Origin of the sequence: Methanosarcina sp. UBA5 (genome assembly GCF_002505485.1) — an archaeon.
Classification (GTDB): Archaea; Halobacteriota; Methanosarcinia; order Methanosarcinales; family Methanosarcinaceae; genus Methanosarcina.
Map to the genome: position 1 here is coordinate 123,183 of NZ_DAVG01000112.1, position 16,444 is coordinate 139,626.

Sequence of the window (16,444 nt, forward strand, 5' to 3'; positions counted from 1 at the left end):
TCCTGGCAGATAACCTAAACTAGACTTTTGGGCTTTTTCCATTTTGTATTATGAGCTCAGAGTGTATGTCTGCATTACTACTGATGCACCTCATACAGGGTTTTGATGCGCCTCATACAGGGTTTTCAAAACAAGTTTAAGTCTTTTATTCTGATTTGCATTACTACTGATGCGCCTCATAACGGAATCACCACAAACGGAAAGGGCAGTACAAGGCAATTTGTGACGTGTTCCTTGTCGCAAAGAGTAATATGCTTATGCACATCACGTGAATTATAGTAGTGATAGTTGGTCATGATCAGCAAAGTCAGCTCTAAAACTAACTTATAAACGTTCATGAATACCGAATCTATCAGTTAATCCGGCTCGCAACTCTCTGATAATAAGTTTTCAAGTAAATTGAATTTTGAATTGCTAAAGCCTGGTTTTGACAAAAGCGTAATCAGTTGCTTTTATATAAGTCTTTTTACCCTTTGTCTGAGCGATAATTTTTAAATTATTTTTACAATAATTATTCTCTCCTAATGGTATATGTTCAATCTGAGAATCCAAACAAGATGCAAATATAGAGTGTGTTGCTTGGAAATTATAAAGAAATGGAACTGCAGCAATAGGAGTTTGCTTAGAGACAAGCCCGGAAAATTCTATAGTTTAACGGGTTCGTTCTACGTTTTTTCAGTTAAGTTTCTATCTACGTTTTTTCAGTTAAGTTCCCATATATATAAAGATATCGACAAATTCCTGATAAAAAAAGCAGTTCTATTTGTAAATTGTATTTTTTAAATATTTATATACCAGATAAATAAGGTAATAAGTTTCCGAGTTCCTAGGCAGAGCTGCAGAAAACAAAATATTTTGTTCTGTAAATATAATAATAAATTTTTTCAAACCGCATACTGATAGAAAAAAGAATAAAGAAGAGTTGATCCCAAACTTATTTTAATTTTGAATCTTGAAAGTTAATTCTTAGTCCTGAAAGTTAATTTTTAATCCGAGATTATTCAGGATTGTTTTCATGATCCGGAGCTTGATTGGTCAATTAAAAACAGGAAGAATGGAAGAATTAAACGGGCAAAAATTACTTTCTGTGCTTTTCCGGTCAAAACAAGAAACAGCCAGGGGAAAGCTTAAATAGGTCAGAAGAGATCAGTTAACTCCCCTTACCTGCAGTAGCTGGAATTCGATCTCATCCGGAACTGTGGCCAGGAATATAAATGTATTGTACCCGAGTTTCTGAACTTCTTTGATTGCATTTGCCTGAGCTTCATTCAAGTCCCTTGTGTCGCTTACGATGCAGAAGGATTTCCGGTTTCCTGTATTTACAAGAAAATTAAAGGCACTTCCATGTGTATTCAGGAATGTAACGAGATTTTTAAGTTCTTCCCAAGTGCTACACATGTGAATGTACTTGGATCCCATATTTTCCACGTACCAGTCCTTGCTAACATAAGAGTAGGACGCATATTGTTCATTCAGCTCATCAAAAGCTTTGAAGATTTTGTTAATATCTTTCCTCAAGTTTACCCATTTCCAGCTCTGTGTTGTGAAATAACGGGCTGCCACTATCTCAAAAATTGCCTGTTTATCTTCATCTTCAAGTCTCATTCTTTCACTTCTCTATTTTGTCTGTGTTCTTTGTACTCAGAACGCATCATCCTGGGCATAACTTCTGTTAAACTTCAGGGCAAGTTCGGCTTTTTCCAGTTCCCTTCCCAGATATGCGGCATGGTCTAGGCGGGAGACCAGTTCCAGTTCAAACAGCGTGTCCATAACTTCTCTGGCGTTTTTTCCCACGACTGAAGCTTCCTCGTGTTCGGCTACAATCAATCCGCCGTTCCCACTTATTCTGTCCGGTACTGTACGGATGCGGATAGGGCCTGCAGGATCTACACGCCAGCCTTTCGAAGGTCTGGCTTGAATCGCATTTTTCGGGAGCGGGAAATCAGGCCGCCTGCGTTTTTCTTTAATGCAGAGGAGATCAAGTCCGAGGTCTTTTGGTGAGCTTTCTCTTATACCGGAAAGCATCATCATCTCGGAAGCCCTTTTCAGTTCTAGAATAGAACCCTGAGCCTTATCACTGTACTCGGGGGTGAAAAGGATGCTTGCTCCGACTTCTACTCCTATTCCACAGAGTGTGGCATTGACTCCTATGGTATCCACATCCATAAGCTCAGTGACATTGCCAACTCCTAAGAACACGGGAACCTCAGGGTATATCCTGTGAAACTCATGAAAGCGTACAATGGATTCGGTTATATTGTGCCCCACAGGATCAAGCACAGGATCGGCAATAATTTTCTCAATTCCAAGCCTGCGGGCAACTTCAACATTCCTGATAAGGCTTTCCAGACTTCTTTCTTCGTCAGGGATTATAACGGCTGCAATCCCTGCCCTGGCAACGATCGGACCTGCAGTCTCAAGATTCGTGCTGTTGAGACTCAGGACAAGATCTGCTCCTGCTTCTACTCCTTCTCTTATCAGCTCAGGGTCAAGGGTATCTATGCTTACTGGAGTCTCTGTAATGGTTTTTGCAAGGGATACGGCTCTTTTAGCCTGCTCCGATAGGGTATTAAGGGTAGCTCCAAGATCGATTATATCTGCCCCACGGGCGATAAAAGCTTCGATTTTTTTCTGGAGCGTAGGAGCATCCATTTCCATGGCCCCTACAATTTCTCCCATAACCTTCATGCGAGCCTTTCCTCCGAGTTTTACACTTCTGAGTGTAAAGGAGGAAGAGGCGTCCTCTTCGTTTTTCTTTATTAGCTCGAGAGCCATCTCTTTTCGAACATCAGCAAGGAGTTCACATGCAGGGATTTTTTCGGAAAACTCGATTTTTCCGGCAAACTGGAGCACAAAGCCAAGATCATAGGCATGCTTTGGTCCAAGCCGGATTTTACACCCCAGTTCTTCAGAAGCTTTTGAAAAATCTCCTGCTACAAGCCCTGGAAGCAGAATAAGGTCATAAACTTTCGAAAGCCCGGCTTTCTGAAACGTTTTAATCAGTTTTTTAGGGGTGATGAAGGCGGCAATATCAATATCGGCTACGAGGATGTCTGCTTTTTCTCCGATCGCTTTCCTGACGGTATTTTCCGCAAGCCGCCCTGTTGCAATCAAAATTTTCATGTTTTTTAGATAGAAGCGCTAATAAAAAAGAGTATCTGTTTGAAACGAATCGGTAAAAAAGTATAAGGGGATGAAAAGCCCGAGCTTTTCGGCTTTGAGAATCCGGGCTTTTACATGAGCCTGATTTAATTTATAAAATCAATGATTGACTCATCATTCTTCTTTCTAAGGGACCCGGCAGAATTCCTTAATCGGTCTGCCGTCATTTTTCCGAACCTTCTTTCCTTCATGGAGTCAGCTTCAGTTCTGGACTCCAGAATTCCGGATGCTGCCTGAGGACCCAGGATTTGGGCAGACTGCACACCTGTCATGATTGCCATTACCCTGACCTTACCTTCATAGTCCTCCCTGATCCTTGCGCCCCAGATGACGTTTGCACTTGGAGAAAGTTCATAGGTAAGCATGGATGCGATCTCCTCGGCTTCCTTAAGGCTCAGGTCAGGCCCGCCAGTTACATGGACAAGGCTTCCGGTTGCGCCCTTGTAGTCAACATCAAGCAGAGGGTGATTCAGGGCAGTCCGCACTACTTCAGTGCTCTTGTCCTGGCTCTTTGACTCACCTACAAGCATAACTGCAACTCCGCCGCAGCTCATGATAGTCCTGATGTCGGCGTAGTCAAGGTTTATCAGAGAGGGCACTGTGATGGTCTCTGTAATTCCCTTTACGGTCTCGGCAATTAGCTGGTCCATTACGGAAAAAGCCTGATCTATAGGAAGGTTTGGCACATAATTCAGCAGTCTGTTATTATCAAGGACAATTACGGTATCAGCTGCCCTGCGCAGGTCTTCAAGGCCTTCTTCGGCTTTGTAAATCCGAGCTCTCTCAACTCTAAAGGGGCTGGAGACCATTCCTACAACGATTGCTCCCTGCTCTTTTGCTACTTCGGCAACTACAGGAGCAACCCCTGTTCCGGTACCTCCGCCTAACCCTGCGGTGATGAAAACCAGGTCAACATCCTTTAACACTTCTTCAAGTGTGCCCCTTGCAAGCTCTGCAGCTTTCTTTCCGGTCTCGGGGTAACCGCCTGCTCCCAGTCCTCGCGTGAGGGTTTTTCCCACGAGGATCTTCTTGTCAGCTCTTACATTGTCAAGGTGCTGCTTATCGGTATTAATACAAACTGTTTCCGCACCTTCGATTCCCATGTTATATAGACGGTTTACAGTATTGTTTCCGGCACCCCCGCATCCAACAATCATGATTCGCGGTTGCCCGAATTCTTCGAAGTCGTCATCAGAGGAAGAATTCTTCCGATATTCTTTCTCTTTTTCGCTGAATTTCATTGCTTCCTGTACTATTGATTGCAATTCTATCCCCTCGACTGGATTTGTGTCTAATTGTTACGTTTGACTCCCCACCCTTTACATCGGGGGCCACATACCTTTCAATATTCTGAGTGGAGTTATACGATAACCTTCAAAACTTATCAAAGATTTTCATCCGTCATCTTTAATAAGTTGGCACTCTGCCGAACTTAAATATTTCGGACTTATTTAAACAATATTCTTAAATTGTTTATCAAGTTTAAATATGTCACCCATAACTCTCATATATTCACTCTTTTACTTCCTTTAACATTTAATTCTCAAAGATGAAGGGTGAGGGACTGCCAAAATGTTTATATATATAACTAGAATTTTTTATCGAAAGTTTCATTTTCCTCAGCAAAGCTCTCCTGATAATCCAAGTCAGGGCAATTTTCATATCTCCTCTTCTTTATTCTTTTGATGCCATGCTTGACTTCAGGGCCAACACTGCAATCCTATCATTCGTTTTTGATAAAACTTTTGTATAGAGTCTTGCAATTAAATTAGACTGTTAATATTATTACTTTTAACTAGAATTCTCCTCTTAAAAACTGTTTCGGTATTGTTCCAAAATTTAGAGGCTCTTGCTTGATTTTTTGAATTTATAGTTTTTAGATTAATATAAATATTATTATATTTGTAATTTCCAGGCAATGAGCCCAAGTTTTCTCCTAAATATTGTTTGCTGAGAAAGTTTGGAATTAATTTATTCGGTTGTGTGTTTTGGAGAGTACAGTTAGGCGTCACACTAAAAACTAATAGCGTGACAAAATCAGAAAAAAGTGTTAAACCAATAAGAAATGCGTTAAATTCATAAAAATACATATTCACGGGAAATATGTAAACTCATGGAAAAGGTGGTCATGAGAAATGCTTTAAAGTCTTAATAGACAATTTGAAATCATGAAAGCCTGAGAAAAGTGTAAAAAGGGTATTAAGCTTGTAATATGCGTTTTAAAATTAGAAAAATCACTTTAAAACTATAACTCTATCTGGGATTTACCAGGAAAACTTTAAGGCTTCAAAGCCATTTTTATCTTAATCCCAGAGATCTCAGTTACCTTAACCCATGAATTATGATTACTTTAATTACTAAGAATCCTGGTTACCTTATTTCCTAGGAGCCTTAATTCCAATCACTAAGTTTTAATTGTGGAGTCGGAAACGTGTTAAAGGCATTAATTTTCGATATGGATGGTGTTCTTGTGGATTCCATGCCCTTCCAAGCAGCAGCCTGGAGAAAAGCTTTCCTTGATATGGGTATGGAAATCCAGGAACATGATATTTATGAAATAGAAGGTTCAAATCCCAGGAACGGCCTTCCTTTGCTTATCCAAAAAGCCGGGAAAGAACCAGAGATATATGATTTTGAAACTATTACCTCAATTTACAGGCAGGAATTCAAACGGATCTTTGAGCTGAAAGCTTTCGACGGGATGAAGGAATGCCTCGAAGTCCTTAAAACGCGTTTCCTGCTTTCAGTAGTCTCGGGCTCTGACCATCTCATTGTCCACGGGATTGTGGACCAGCTTTTTCCCGGCATATTCGATATTGTAGTTACAGGGGACGATATTAAGAATTCAAAACCTCATCCAGATCCTTTCCTTAAAGCTGTCGAACTCCTGAATGTGCAACGGGAAGAATGCATAGTAATAGAAAACGCCATTCTAGGTGTAGAAGCTGCAAAAAAAGCCGAAATCTACTGCATAGGGGTTCCCACATATCTGGAGCCTTCACAGCTTGACAGGGCAGATCTGGTGGTAGGAGATCACAGACAGCTAATGCAACATCTTCTAAGTCTTGAGCCAGCTAACGGGTTCAAGGCATGAAAAAATTTAGTTATTTATTTAGTTATTCAAAAAAAGAATTGAGGCCCAGGAGGGTCACAGTAGCCTTACGGTCTCAAGGTTTGTAAGAGCCCGAGTCTCAATCTTCAGCTTCTTGTAAACCGAACTTGCCAGGTCAACGCAGGCTTTTTCATCCCCATGCTCGGTAAATACCCTTTCCGGACGGGGCTGCATCCTCTTGATGTAATCCATAAGCTGTCTCCTATCAGAGTGGCCTGAGAAACCATCAACTACCTGGATTTCCATGTTTAATTTCAGGATTTCGGTGCTTCCACCCTTTCCTGCCATCGGGATTTCTTTCCATCCTTTCTGGATTCTACGTCCGATTGTTCCATCGGCCTGGTACCCTACAAACACCAGAGAATTGCGCGGGTCATCGGCAAAGGCTTTGAAATATTCCATAACCGGCCCCCCGTTCATCATGCCCGAAGTCGCGAGAATAACACAGGGATGAGGATTCTGAATTATCTTCTGGCGCATGTCGTGGGAGTCAACGGGCTTGAAGCATTCGGACAGGAAGGGATTCTGGCCTTTCTGGAAGATCAGTTTCCTCAGGTCATTGTTCAGGTACTCGGGATGTGTAGCGTGAATTGCCGTCGCTTCCCAGATCATTCCGTCCAGATAGACCGGAACTTCAGGAATCAGCCCTTTTCTTATGGACTCTTCAAGCACTATCATAACTTCCTGGCTTCGACCGACTGCAAATGCCGGGATGACACAAATTCCTCCCCTTTCTACAGTATTTTTAACTAACATCTGCAGGTGCCTTTCGGCGTCTTTAAGTGAGGGCTGGAAAGCATTGGAATTTCCATAAGTAGCTTCACTGACAACAGTTTCGACTCTTGGAAACTTATTGACAGCAGGATCAAAAAGCCGCGTCTTCTCATATTTGTAGTCTCCAGTAAAGACGACGTTATGAAGCCCGTCTCCAATATGGAAATGAGAAATAGCCGATCCCAGAATATGACCTGCATTATGGAAAGTCAGTTTGATATCAGGAGCGATATCCGTTACTTCCTCGTAGTCCAGAGGAATCGTGTGTTTGAGAGCCTTTGCTACCATGCCTGACTCATAGGGAATCTTCTTCCCTTCTTTTACTGCCACATCGATGTAGTCAAGCTGGAGCAGCACCATTAAATCCCGTGTAGGGGGAGTGCAGTAGACAGGCCCCTCATACCCGTATTTGAAAAGCAAAGGAACAAGCCCCTGATGATCCAGGTGAGCGTGAGTAACTATCACGGCATCGATCTGGTTTAAGGGAAAAACTTCAGGAACATACAGGTAAGGAGTCATGTTTTCATCCGAACCTACATTGACTCCACAGTCGATCAGGATTCGGGATTCTGGAGTTGAGAGCAGGAAACAACTCCGCCCTACTTCTCTGCAGCCCCCAAGCGATGTAACCCTTACCCACTGATCTTTAGAGGTACATTCTTTGTGAATCTTCCTCCCCACCGATTTAAGAATCTCTTTTCTTTCCTTGAGATTGTTTCTCATAAACTCCCTAATATTCTTTACTGTACGAGATTTGATAGGGGGAGTCCGCACAACCTTTGGAATCCAGCCGATCTGTTTTGTGATCTCACGGAGGGTAGCTCCATGCTTTCCTATCACAAGACCAGGCTTTTCAGCTTCAATAATTACTTCTCCGGAATCTGGGTCAAAATAATAGCTTGAGATTACGGATTCTTTTGGAACAACTTCTTCAATTATAGAAATAGAGTCTTCAGGAGTTGCCAGCACCCTGGGGTCAGGGCGCATGGCAATCCGCGTTCTGAGTTCTTTTGCGAGGTTGCGAATAATATTCCCATCGTCTGCGAATTTGCGGGGTTCCTCAGTATATAGCACAAGCTGAGGCCCTTCAAATTCCACATCGGTAATTGTAACTCCCGCGGGTAGGTTTTTCTCAATTTTATGTTTGAGGTCTAATAGCACATCTTCAATAGGCATCAAGAATCTTCCTTTTTGTCAAAAAATGAAAAAATATATAGATATTGGAAAAACGATAGGTTGAAAAAGATGTTAGTTAGTGTTAAAATAAAAAACCAACAATTAAGTTATTTAGTTAATAAAGCCCTTCTGGATTTTACATCTTCAGGGTCCAGCCTCGTGAAAGCCTCCTTAGTAATTACCACTACATCGACATTCTCTCCAGACGCTGAATCCCTTTTGGTTGCATTGTGAATTGCCCTGATAGCAAGATCGAGACCTTCTTTTACAGTCATATCCTCCCTGTACTGGTCTTCCAGTATCCCGTAAGCCATGGGAGAACCTGAACCCGTTGCCGAGATCCTCGTCTCTTCAATACTTCCTCCCATTGCATCCAGTGAGTAGACTCCAGGTCCGTTTTTGTCAACTCCTCCGATAATGAGCTGAACCATCATAGGATAGTAGCGGTTACCATTCAAGAAGTTTGACATTAAAGTTGCAATACCTTTTATTGTCATCGACTCGTTTCTGCGCATCTTGTAGAGCTGTGACTCTACACTTACGAGCCGCACAAGTTGCTGGGCATCCCCTACCGAACCGGCAGTGGTCATTGCTACAAGGTCGTCGATCTGGTAAACCTTCTTTGCAGTTTTACTTGCGATGAAATTCCCCATTGTGGCTCTCTGTTCACTTGCGAGCACAACACCATCGGTACAAACTACTCCTACGGTAGTTGTGCCCTTTAGATATTTGTCATTATCCATAAACATACCCTCATAATAAGTTAAAAATGAGAAAATGTCGCTAAAAAAAATGTTTTAGTGAGGTAAATATTTTTAACTTAAATAGCAGGATTTAGCACTTCATTATCTCATTATTAATATCGCTATATATAAGTTTTCCTTCTCTTTTATATTGAAAGCGTCTAAATTTAAATTTAAAGGAAGATTTGGCAAAATAATTTTCTCTTTTTTCGTTTACAGGATATATAGATCTCCTCATATCCCAAAAAATCCAAAATTTAAAGAAAAAGTCTCTCGACCTCTTCAGCAAGTTTATTTACTCTCTGAATCACATTTTCGGGTATTTCTTGCTTACGCATGAGCTCAGTTCTCTCAGCTACAGTGATCCTGCTCGTTCCCTTAACAAGGTTATCGGCATGGGCAACGATTTTTTCCTCAAGGCTTCGCGGGAAATAATCATCCTCCGGAAGCCCTAAACTCCTTGCCTCTTCTTTTGAGATCCCTGCTCCTATATGTCTTTTTATTATTTCGGAAATCTCGGGCTCGACTCCCTTGATCCTGGCTAGCCTGTACCCTTCTACCGCATGAGCGATTTTATGAGTTTTACACCTCCCAAAATCGTGAAGAAGGGCCCCGACTTCAACCAGTTCTGGGTTTACGTTATGTCCTGCTGCTTTTGCTTTATTTGCAATCTCAACTGCAAGCGATGCGACTTCCTTACAGTGTGCTATCACATTTGGAGCACATCCGTATTCTTCAAGTAGCTTCATTGCTTCGGCTTGGGTGGTCAAGGCAGATCACTTACGCTGAACTAAGAGCATCTACACGTTTTCTCAGGACATCAATAAAATGCGAGTTGTCGTAGAAGACCAGGTCCTCTCCACACATAGGGCAAAGAAACTCGGTTTCCGTAGCTTCGTCAAAAAGAAGGCGAACACAGCCCTGAGGGCACATATAGAAAACATTGTTTTCTTCGAAATCAAGACGAGTCTTCAGGTTACGGAGCAATTTTTTCTTTTCCTTCATAAGCTGATGCTCTATGTCAGAAAAATCCAGGCGCCAGAGGTAAGTTAACCACCCACTGTTTGAATCTCTCTCTCTGCGACAGATTGCAAATTTATTCTCATTTAATATAAAGAGAGTTCTCCTCACGGTGTTCAATAGAACCTCGGTCTTCGCCGCAATTTCTTCATCCGTAACCTCGCCTTCAGGCATTCTTTCAATCATTTGTAGCCCGTCTTCCCCTACAAGGCTCATGAGGTATCCTCTAATTACCTTGTCATTTATATCAACCAATATGTTCACCTCGCAAATGCCAGTATGAATTGGACATACCAGTATTAAAATTTACATTCCCCTTTTCCGGAAACATTTCTTAGCCAGAAAAAATTGAACTTTCTTAATCTTCAACTTTTTATACATTTTCGGCAAATCTCAGGCACCTTTTCTTCAAGCACCTTTTCTTTTCGTCTGGTTTTCAATAAAAGCCCTTATCCTGTTTGTCCCTTTTTTAAGCGACAGAACTGCTTCTTCCCTGGTAGAGGTACACGCAAAAAGGGAAGTAAGAGGCCCATCAGGCTCTACGACAGTCCCCTGGGATGGAACATCAGCACCTTTTTCCCTCAGAATGAGCTCCATGAGCTTTTGATCTATAAAAAGTTCTCGATCCGAGTAGATTACTCCTCGCGCAGCAAAACCTTTAGCTTCGGGTTTTTCAGGAAGTTCTCCTCTGAAGCAGCCAGCATGGACCTCAAAAAGGTTAATGTTCATCGCCTTCTCGACAGTATCAAGACTTCCCTGGAACCTCGGGTTTATTTCAAGCACTACAGGCCCCTTTTTCGAAGCTAGGAAATCCACTCCGTTTGAGCCCAGGAGCTTGAATTCAAGCACCAGTTCTTCAGCAATGGCTTCCATTTTCTCAGCTTGATCGGTCCTGAAAGGCGTTATATTTCCGCAGTAAGCAAAAGGCAGCCGCGAAAGCCAAGGGATTCCTATTAGCTGTTCATTCACAGCCACTGACAGAGCTTCGCTCTTTGTAGAAAGCAAAGAAACACTTGAAGGAGTCCCTTCCAGAAACTCCTGAATAACAACTGTCTGTTCCGTAAGCTCCGGGTTCAGCCCGTTTAATTCCTCAAGGATAGCTGAAAGTTCCTGTTTGTTCCTGGCAATCCGGTTGAAAATTCCTCCTCCTCCAGACGCTGGCTTAACCATAACCGGATATTCTATTGCATCCAGTTCTTCCAAAGAATAGCAGCGTGGGTGAGGGATTCCAAGGGCTTCAAGCTTTCTTGAGAGATAAAGTTTGTCTGAAGCCTTCTGCATGGCATCAGGACTGCTGGCAAGTACAGGGCAGGAAAAATCGTTATGGTCAAGCGTTTCAAGTCCCGAGCCTAGAACAAGGGCATCAAACTCAAGTCCAAACTCAGCCATCTGAGCCTTTATCCGAGAAGCTTCAAGCTGGTGCAGTTCCTGTATGGTTCTGCACTCGAGAAACGCCGATGCATGAGCGCATTCCCGTAGGTCGATATCACAGAAAGCGTCTATAGAACAGACTGTATAGCCAGCCCGGCTTGCAGAGCAGACAACATTCCGGGTATTAAATCCGATTACAAGGATATTCTGCATGTTTCCTCTTTCTGGACCATTCATTACGCCTGTGAAATCTCAGAATGAGCCAGCGCAAAGATTCCGTATGGGGTTTTCAGGACAGGAATTTCGCTTCCTGCTTCTGCATTGAACGACATAGGTTTCTTTATGGCAACAGTCTCATAAGTTTCAGGGTCTAGCACTAGAATTGCGTTATCTTCGATTGAAACCAACACTGTTAAAACCGCATCCCCCATATTGCCTATTTTCTCTGCTCCTTTTAATTCTTCAGGGGTTGAGAGAAATCTTGAGCCGTCCTCAAGAGAGGTTCCATTAACTTTTTTTCCTGAACTCTTGATCTGGATAATCTTTCCTCTGAACCTTATCACATCCCCAGGCCTGAATTCGGGAAGACGCACAGAGAAAGTAACCCTGTAAAGGTTCTTTCCATCTTTCATCCCCACAAGGGTAGGAGATTCAGAAAAACTACCTCCAAGTTCGGAGGTGATTAACCGGCAGACCTGCCTGCTGGCGTTCATGGAACCCATGTAAAGGTCTATCCCTTCCTTTTGCTCCACTACCTCACTTATAAACGCAAGCCGGTCACCCTTTTTTCTCATGTTTTCCATGGATTCCCTGGCGATAATCATACAGCGCCTGTTCTCTTCTTTGGTAGGAAACCTGCCTGCTGCCCTGATCTGGATAATTGCTTCAAAGTATCCTCCGGATTCCCTGCTGCACATATCGCAGGCCGTTCTCTGAATCCTTACCTCAGTCTCAGCTTCAGCATGCACCGGTTCTTCTCTGACCACTGCATCGACTTCAGCTCTCACCTGATATATATAAGGCGTAATCTCCCTGGGCTCAAGATAGACTTCCACATCTCCGGCTTCGCTGTGGATAAAAAGCGCATCTTCTACGGCCTTTAATACCACATCTTCAATATTACCTATATCTTCCCACCGGCTTCTATGGAAGTATGCTCCGCAAGCTGAACATATCCTTACATGGAGCACATGAGGCAATTCAATCAGTTTGAAAGTCTCAAAAAAACAGTCCTTGCAAACTGAATCAAAGAGCCTGTAGCATTCTCTGCCACATCTAGGGCACGTGATGAAATTCATCTGTAATCCTTACTTATAATCTTCTTGGAATAGTAATAGTTTTTTTAAATAAGTCTTTTTCAATATCTCTTTTTCAATATGTCTTTTTAAATATCTCTTTTTCAATAATAATCTTTCTGGAATAGCAATTTTTAGAATTTATCAGGAAGGAAAATCTGCAATAGAACTTAAGCAATTGACCTGTTAAGCCTACTCATGCTATTTAAAAGTAGAGTTACATAATACAAAGAAAAAAGAAAACTGAGAAATTGTATATAATGACGAGGGGTAAATATATAAAATTTACTAGTATGACAATAGTTCTGATTAGACTTATTTCCGAATGACAAAAACACATTGATCTTACTTTTGGTAGTGCATTAGTAACTGGTTGATATTTTATCCTTGAGTATTTTTGCTTAACTGCATCTGTTTTCTAAGCTTACCTTTGTACAGGAAATTGAGTTTACATAAAGCAGAAGATGAGAGCGGAATATGATGTATGAATCTCTGGAGAATATCAACCGATTATTGGGGACAACCAAAATTTACAACGTAGTACTTTTATAAATACTGATTTCAAAACAAAGAATTATAGTTTGAGCCCATCCCAAAACTTATTTTTGTTCTCAAATCTCAGAAATATTCAGAATTGGCCTCGTAGTCATAAGCTCGATTGGTCGCTTAAAATACGAGATCCAGAAACGTAAATTTTGAGTTTTGGGATAGGCTCTTTGTATAAATTAAAACTCGTTAGTTAATATTTCCTTAAACGAATCTATATATAAATTAAGATTTTCATGAACACGAGGGTAATAACTGAGTCATATATCCACATCCTCCCTCATTCTTTTTGATTTATTTGATTTTATTATTTTTAGAGATTATTATTTTAGATTTTTTTATCTTTTAATTGGGATTTTAAGATCAGACCTGACTGAAATAAAAAAGTTATTTAAATTATAAAAAATTCATTATAAGTGAGGAGATAACATAAAAAATAAAAAAATTTCAATAATTTTGTTAGCAATATTAATGATAGCGTTAATAGAAATTGGAACAGTGGCTGCATCTACGAATTTAGATGTACCTGCAAATCTCCTCTGGACTGATACCGGAGTGAAAGTAATGAAAGGGCAAACAGTTTCTATTAGCGCAAGTGGCACATGGAATACGGGCAATGGTGAATGCGGTCCGGATGGTGAGGATACAACTCTTTCTGACTTATTTCTAACCCCTGATGCTCCATCTAAGCATGGTGAGCTTATTGCTTTTGTAGGTCCTCAAAGCACTGATCCTTATCAAGGGAATTGGGGTAATGGCTCGTTTTTCCCCCAGCCTACTGGAGCGGGATATTGGGCTATAGGTAGCAGTGCCACTTTTACTGTTGATAGAGATGGTGAACTTTGGCTTGGCATTAATGATGATGCTGTATCAAAAGTTGTCGATGATAACACTGGTTCGTTAGCAACAGTAATTACAACCACACCAGAATATCCAATAGCAAACTTCACCAGCAATATAACCTCAGGAAAAGCACCATTAACAGTTGCCTTTAATGACACTAGCACAGGGACACCGACCAAATGGAAGTGGACTTTTGGAGATGGAAAAACTTCAACAATCCAGAATCCAATTCATATGTATTCCAAGGCAGGGAATTATACGGTGAAACTTATAGTAAGCAATGGTCAAGGCAGTAATACGACAACAAAAACCGACTATATACAAGTGATAGCAAAACCTGTTGCTGCATTCTCTGCGAAACCTACCTCTGGAAAAGCTCCACTGAAGGTACAGTTTACTGATAAAAGTACAGGAATTCCTACTGCATGGAACTGGGACTTTGGAGACGGAGCATCAACAGAACAGAATCCAAAACATGAGTATTCGCAGGAAGGAAACTATACGGTGAAACTTACAGTGACCAATGTGGCAGGCAGCAATATTGTAACGAAGACAAATTTCATAAAAGTTACAACAAATACAAGACCAGGCATATACTCTGAAAACAAGTAAAAGATCAAGTATAAAAAGGAGTGGGGAACCTTTTATAACGTCTGCCTGATTGAACAGCTTTAGTATAGGCGTGTGGTAGTGGGTTTGAATTATTGAAAAACATGTGCATAAGACTACTTTTATATATTATTAACTAAGATAGGTGTACTTGTTTTTTCGGAATTGATCAATAACTCACGTACACGACCAAGCAGTAATTGCGCAGAAATGAAAACTAACCTATCTTACAATCCCTGAATCAAAATTCAGGGATTAGAGAAAGACAGTGCCTTTTAAAAAGATAAAACAACTCAACAAAAAAGGACTGAAGACCTTAATTTAAAAAAGAAAAAAGTTCCATGTCAAAAGACACGGATTTTGTTTTATCACATTCGAATTTATTGTTTTGGAGGCCAGTTCTTTTCCATAAAGCCAGGGAGTCTTCCGGAGTCCATTGGGCCCACAAGAATCTTTGCACCGAGTTTGTCCTCAAGGTCGCCCTGGAGACGGGCAGCCAGACCTGGAATAATTACAGAGTTGTGTTTAACATCTTTGTGGATGTCAAAGCCTGACTTGTCAAAGGCATCCTTCACCTTATCGGCACTCAGCTGGCCACCAGCAGCGGCTGCTTCCACACCAATACCATCGGTGTCAACTGCAAGAAGCCAGCAGGTAATGCCGTTTGAGGAAAGGTCGCTTTCCACTGTGTAGTATGTAAGGGCAAAGTTGGTTGTGAAGAGCACTGGAGAGTTCTCATCTGGGTTTCCAACCTTGTACATCTTGGAGTCTACAGCGACAGGAGTTCTCGGGTCAGTGTAGATTGTCTCGGCCAGGTGTACCAGAGGCAGGGTGGCATATGGTTCCATGCTGTGGAGGATCATAATGTCGCCGTACCTGATGGTGAAAATTGAAGCCATTGCAGTCTCCCAGAAGGAAGCGCTAACAGGGTCAGTTATTCCGGCCATCCAGGCAGTAAGCGGAATAGCCATAATCGGGTATGCGATCTCGGTATCACCCATAATGCCTGCTCTCCTGATCTTCAGGAAGTTGGTGAAAGACTCCTTCATGCCCTTGCCACTTGGAGCAGTTCCGGGGTCAAGGACGATGTCCTTAATGCCTGCCTCTGCAAAGGTCTTTGCAAGGGTCTTCAGGGTGTCAAGATCATTGATGGCTGAGACTACTACAGGCACCTTGTATTCAAGGGCGAGTTCTCCTACCTCTTTCCAGTTGTCCTTGTTTGCAGCGTATAGCAATGGGTTCTTATCCTTTGCTGCTTCAAGCCCGGCCTTAAGGACTGCAGGGTTGAAGGAACAGAAGATCATTGGTATGCCTACTTCTGCAACCTTTTTGACAGCTGCTGCAAACTTTGCCGGATCGTTGGATACGGACCTGATTGCCACACCGTCGAGGAGCAGGTGGCGCCCGACATAGAACTTCTTGAAGTTTGCAATCTTCTTAACTCTCTCAACAAGGGCAGCTTCATCCATGGTGTCTGTCACATCAAAGAACATCTTCGTCTTGTCGAAGAATGTAAGTTTGTGACGGTACAGGACATCGTCGCCACCAATCTTGGCTGCTCTGTCGCCTACTCCGATTACAACCTCACGAATCTCAGGGGCAAGGAGTCTGTCAAGCTCTGCAAGCTTCTTCGCAAACTTCTTCTCTTTCATCAGGGGTGGACAATCTGCTGTCTTCCCGGATCTGTCAATCAGCTTGGAAGCAAAGGCCATACAGGTTGCTTCACCACATTCTCCACAGTTGGTCTGCGGGAGGTATTTGTAAGCTTCTAATGGGCTGTTTATCTTCATGTT

Annotated in this window: 11 protein-coding genes and 1 pseudogene; 2 read left to right on the plus strand and 10 right to left on the minus strand. The window is 42.0% G+C overall.

Features of this window, described 5'->3' with window-relative positions:
• Positions 1–1,146: 1,146 nt before the first annotated feature.
• From BP621_RS13715 to ftsZ, 3 genes are all read right to left on the minus strand, one after another.
• Positions 1,147–1,605 carry a hypothetical protein gene (locus BP621_RS13715; RefSeq protein WP_292390935.1) on the minus strand — a complete coding sequence of 153 codons (459 nt, stop codon included), beginning with the start codon at positions 1,603–1,605 and terminating at the stop codon, positions 1,147–1,149.
• A gap of 36 nt (positions 1,606–1,641) precedes the next feature.
• The gene (locus tag BP621_RS13720; RefSeq protein WP_292390938.1) at positions 1,642–3,123 is read right to left on the minus strand and encodes a dihydropteroate synthase-like protein; all 1,482 of its coding nucleotides are present in this window, start codon (positions 3,121–3,123) and stop codon (positions 1,642–1,644) included.
• A 125-nt stretch (positions 3,124–3,248) separates the two neighbouring features.
• Complete coding sequence (ftsZ, locus tag BP621_RS13725) at positions 3,249–4,427, minus strand: cell division protein FtsZ (RefSeq protein ID WP_292390941.1); 1,179 nt, start codon at positions 4,425–4,427, stop codon at positions 3,249–3,251.
• 1,166 nt (positions 4,428–5,593) lie between these two features.
• Between ftsZ and BP621_RS13730 the strand changes: the two genes are divergently transcribed.
• On the plus strand, positions 5,594–6,256 hold the full coding sequence (locus BP621_RS13730; RefSeq protein WP_292390943.1) for an HAD family hydrolase: 663 nt from the start codon (positions 5,594–5,596) through the stop codon (positions 6,254–6,256).
• Positions 6,257–6,310: 54 nt separating this feature from the next.
• On the opposite strand, the gene BP621_RS13735 is transcribed toward BP621_RS13730, so the two are convergent.
• From BP621_RS13735 to BP621_RS13760, 6 genes are all read right to left on the minus strand, one after another.
• A complete protein-coding gene (locus tag BP621_RS13735; protein WP_292390946.1) occupies positions 6,311–8,224 on the minus strand; it encodes a beta-CASP ribonuclease aCPSF1 in 1,914 nt (637 codons plus the stop codon).
• Between the two features lie 107 nt (positions 8,225–8,331).
• Positions 8,332–8,967, minus strand: a complete 636-nt coding sequence (gene psmB / locus BP621_RS13740; RefSeq protein WP_292390948.1) for an archaeal proteasome endopeptidase complex subunit beta — start codon at positions 8,965–8,967, stop codon at positions 8,332–8,334.
• Positions 8,968–9,224: 257 nt separating this feature from the next.
• Positions 9,225–9,737, minus strand: a complete 513-nt coding sequence (locus BP621_RS13745; RefSeq protein ID WP_292390950.1) for an HDIG domain-containing metalloprotein — start codon at positions 9,735–9,737, stop codon at positions 9,225–9,227.
• Positions 9,738–9,747: 10 nt separating this feature from the next.
• Positions 9,748–10,242: a transcription factor gene (locus BP621_RS13750; protein WP_292390954.1), complete on the minus strand. Its 495-nt coding sequence runs from the start codon at positions 10,240–10,242 to the stop codon at positions 9,748–9,750.
• Between the two features lie 153 nt (positions 10,243–10,395).
• Positions 10,396–11,571, minus strand: coding sequence for an ATP-grasp domain-containing protein (locus BP621_RS13755; protein WP_292390955.1), 1,176 nt, complete (start codon positions 11,569–11,571; stop codon positions 10,396–10,398).
• A gap of 23 nt (positions 11,572–11,594) precedes the next feature.
• Entirely contained in the window at positions 11,595–12,656 is a 1,062-nt protein-coding gene (locus BP621_RS13760; protein WP_292390957.1) for a 60S ribosomal export protein NMD3, read from the minus strand.
• Between the two features lie 1,476 nt (positions 12,657–14,132).
• Here BP621_RS13760 and BP621_RS13765 point away from each other — a divergent pair.
• Positions 14,133–14,654, plus strand: a pseudogene (locus BP621_RS13765) (PKD domain-containing protein); the annotation flags it as partial.
• A gap of 377 nt (positions 14,655–15,031) precedes the next feature.
• Here BP621_RS13765 and acsC read toward each other — a convergent pair.
• Positions 15,032–16,441: an acetyl-CoA decarbonylase/synthase complex subunit gamma gene (acsC, locus tag BP621_RS13770; protein WP_292390959.1), complete on the minus strand. Its 1,410-nt coding sequence runs from the start codon at positions 16,439–16,441 to the stop codon at positions 15,032–15,034.
• Between the last annotated feature and the right edge of the window lie 3 nt (positions 16,442–16,444).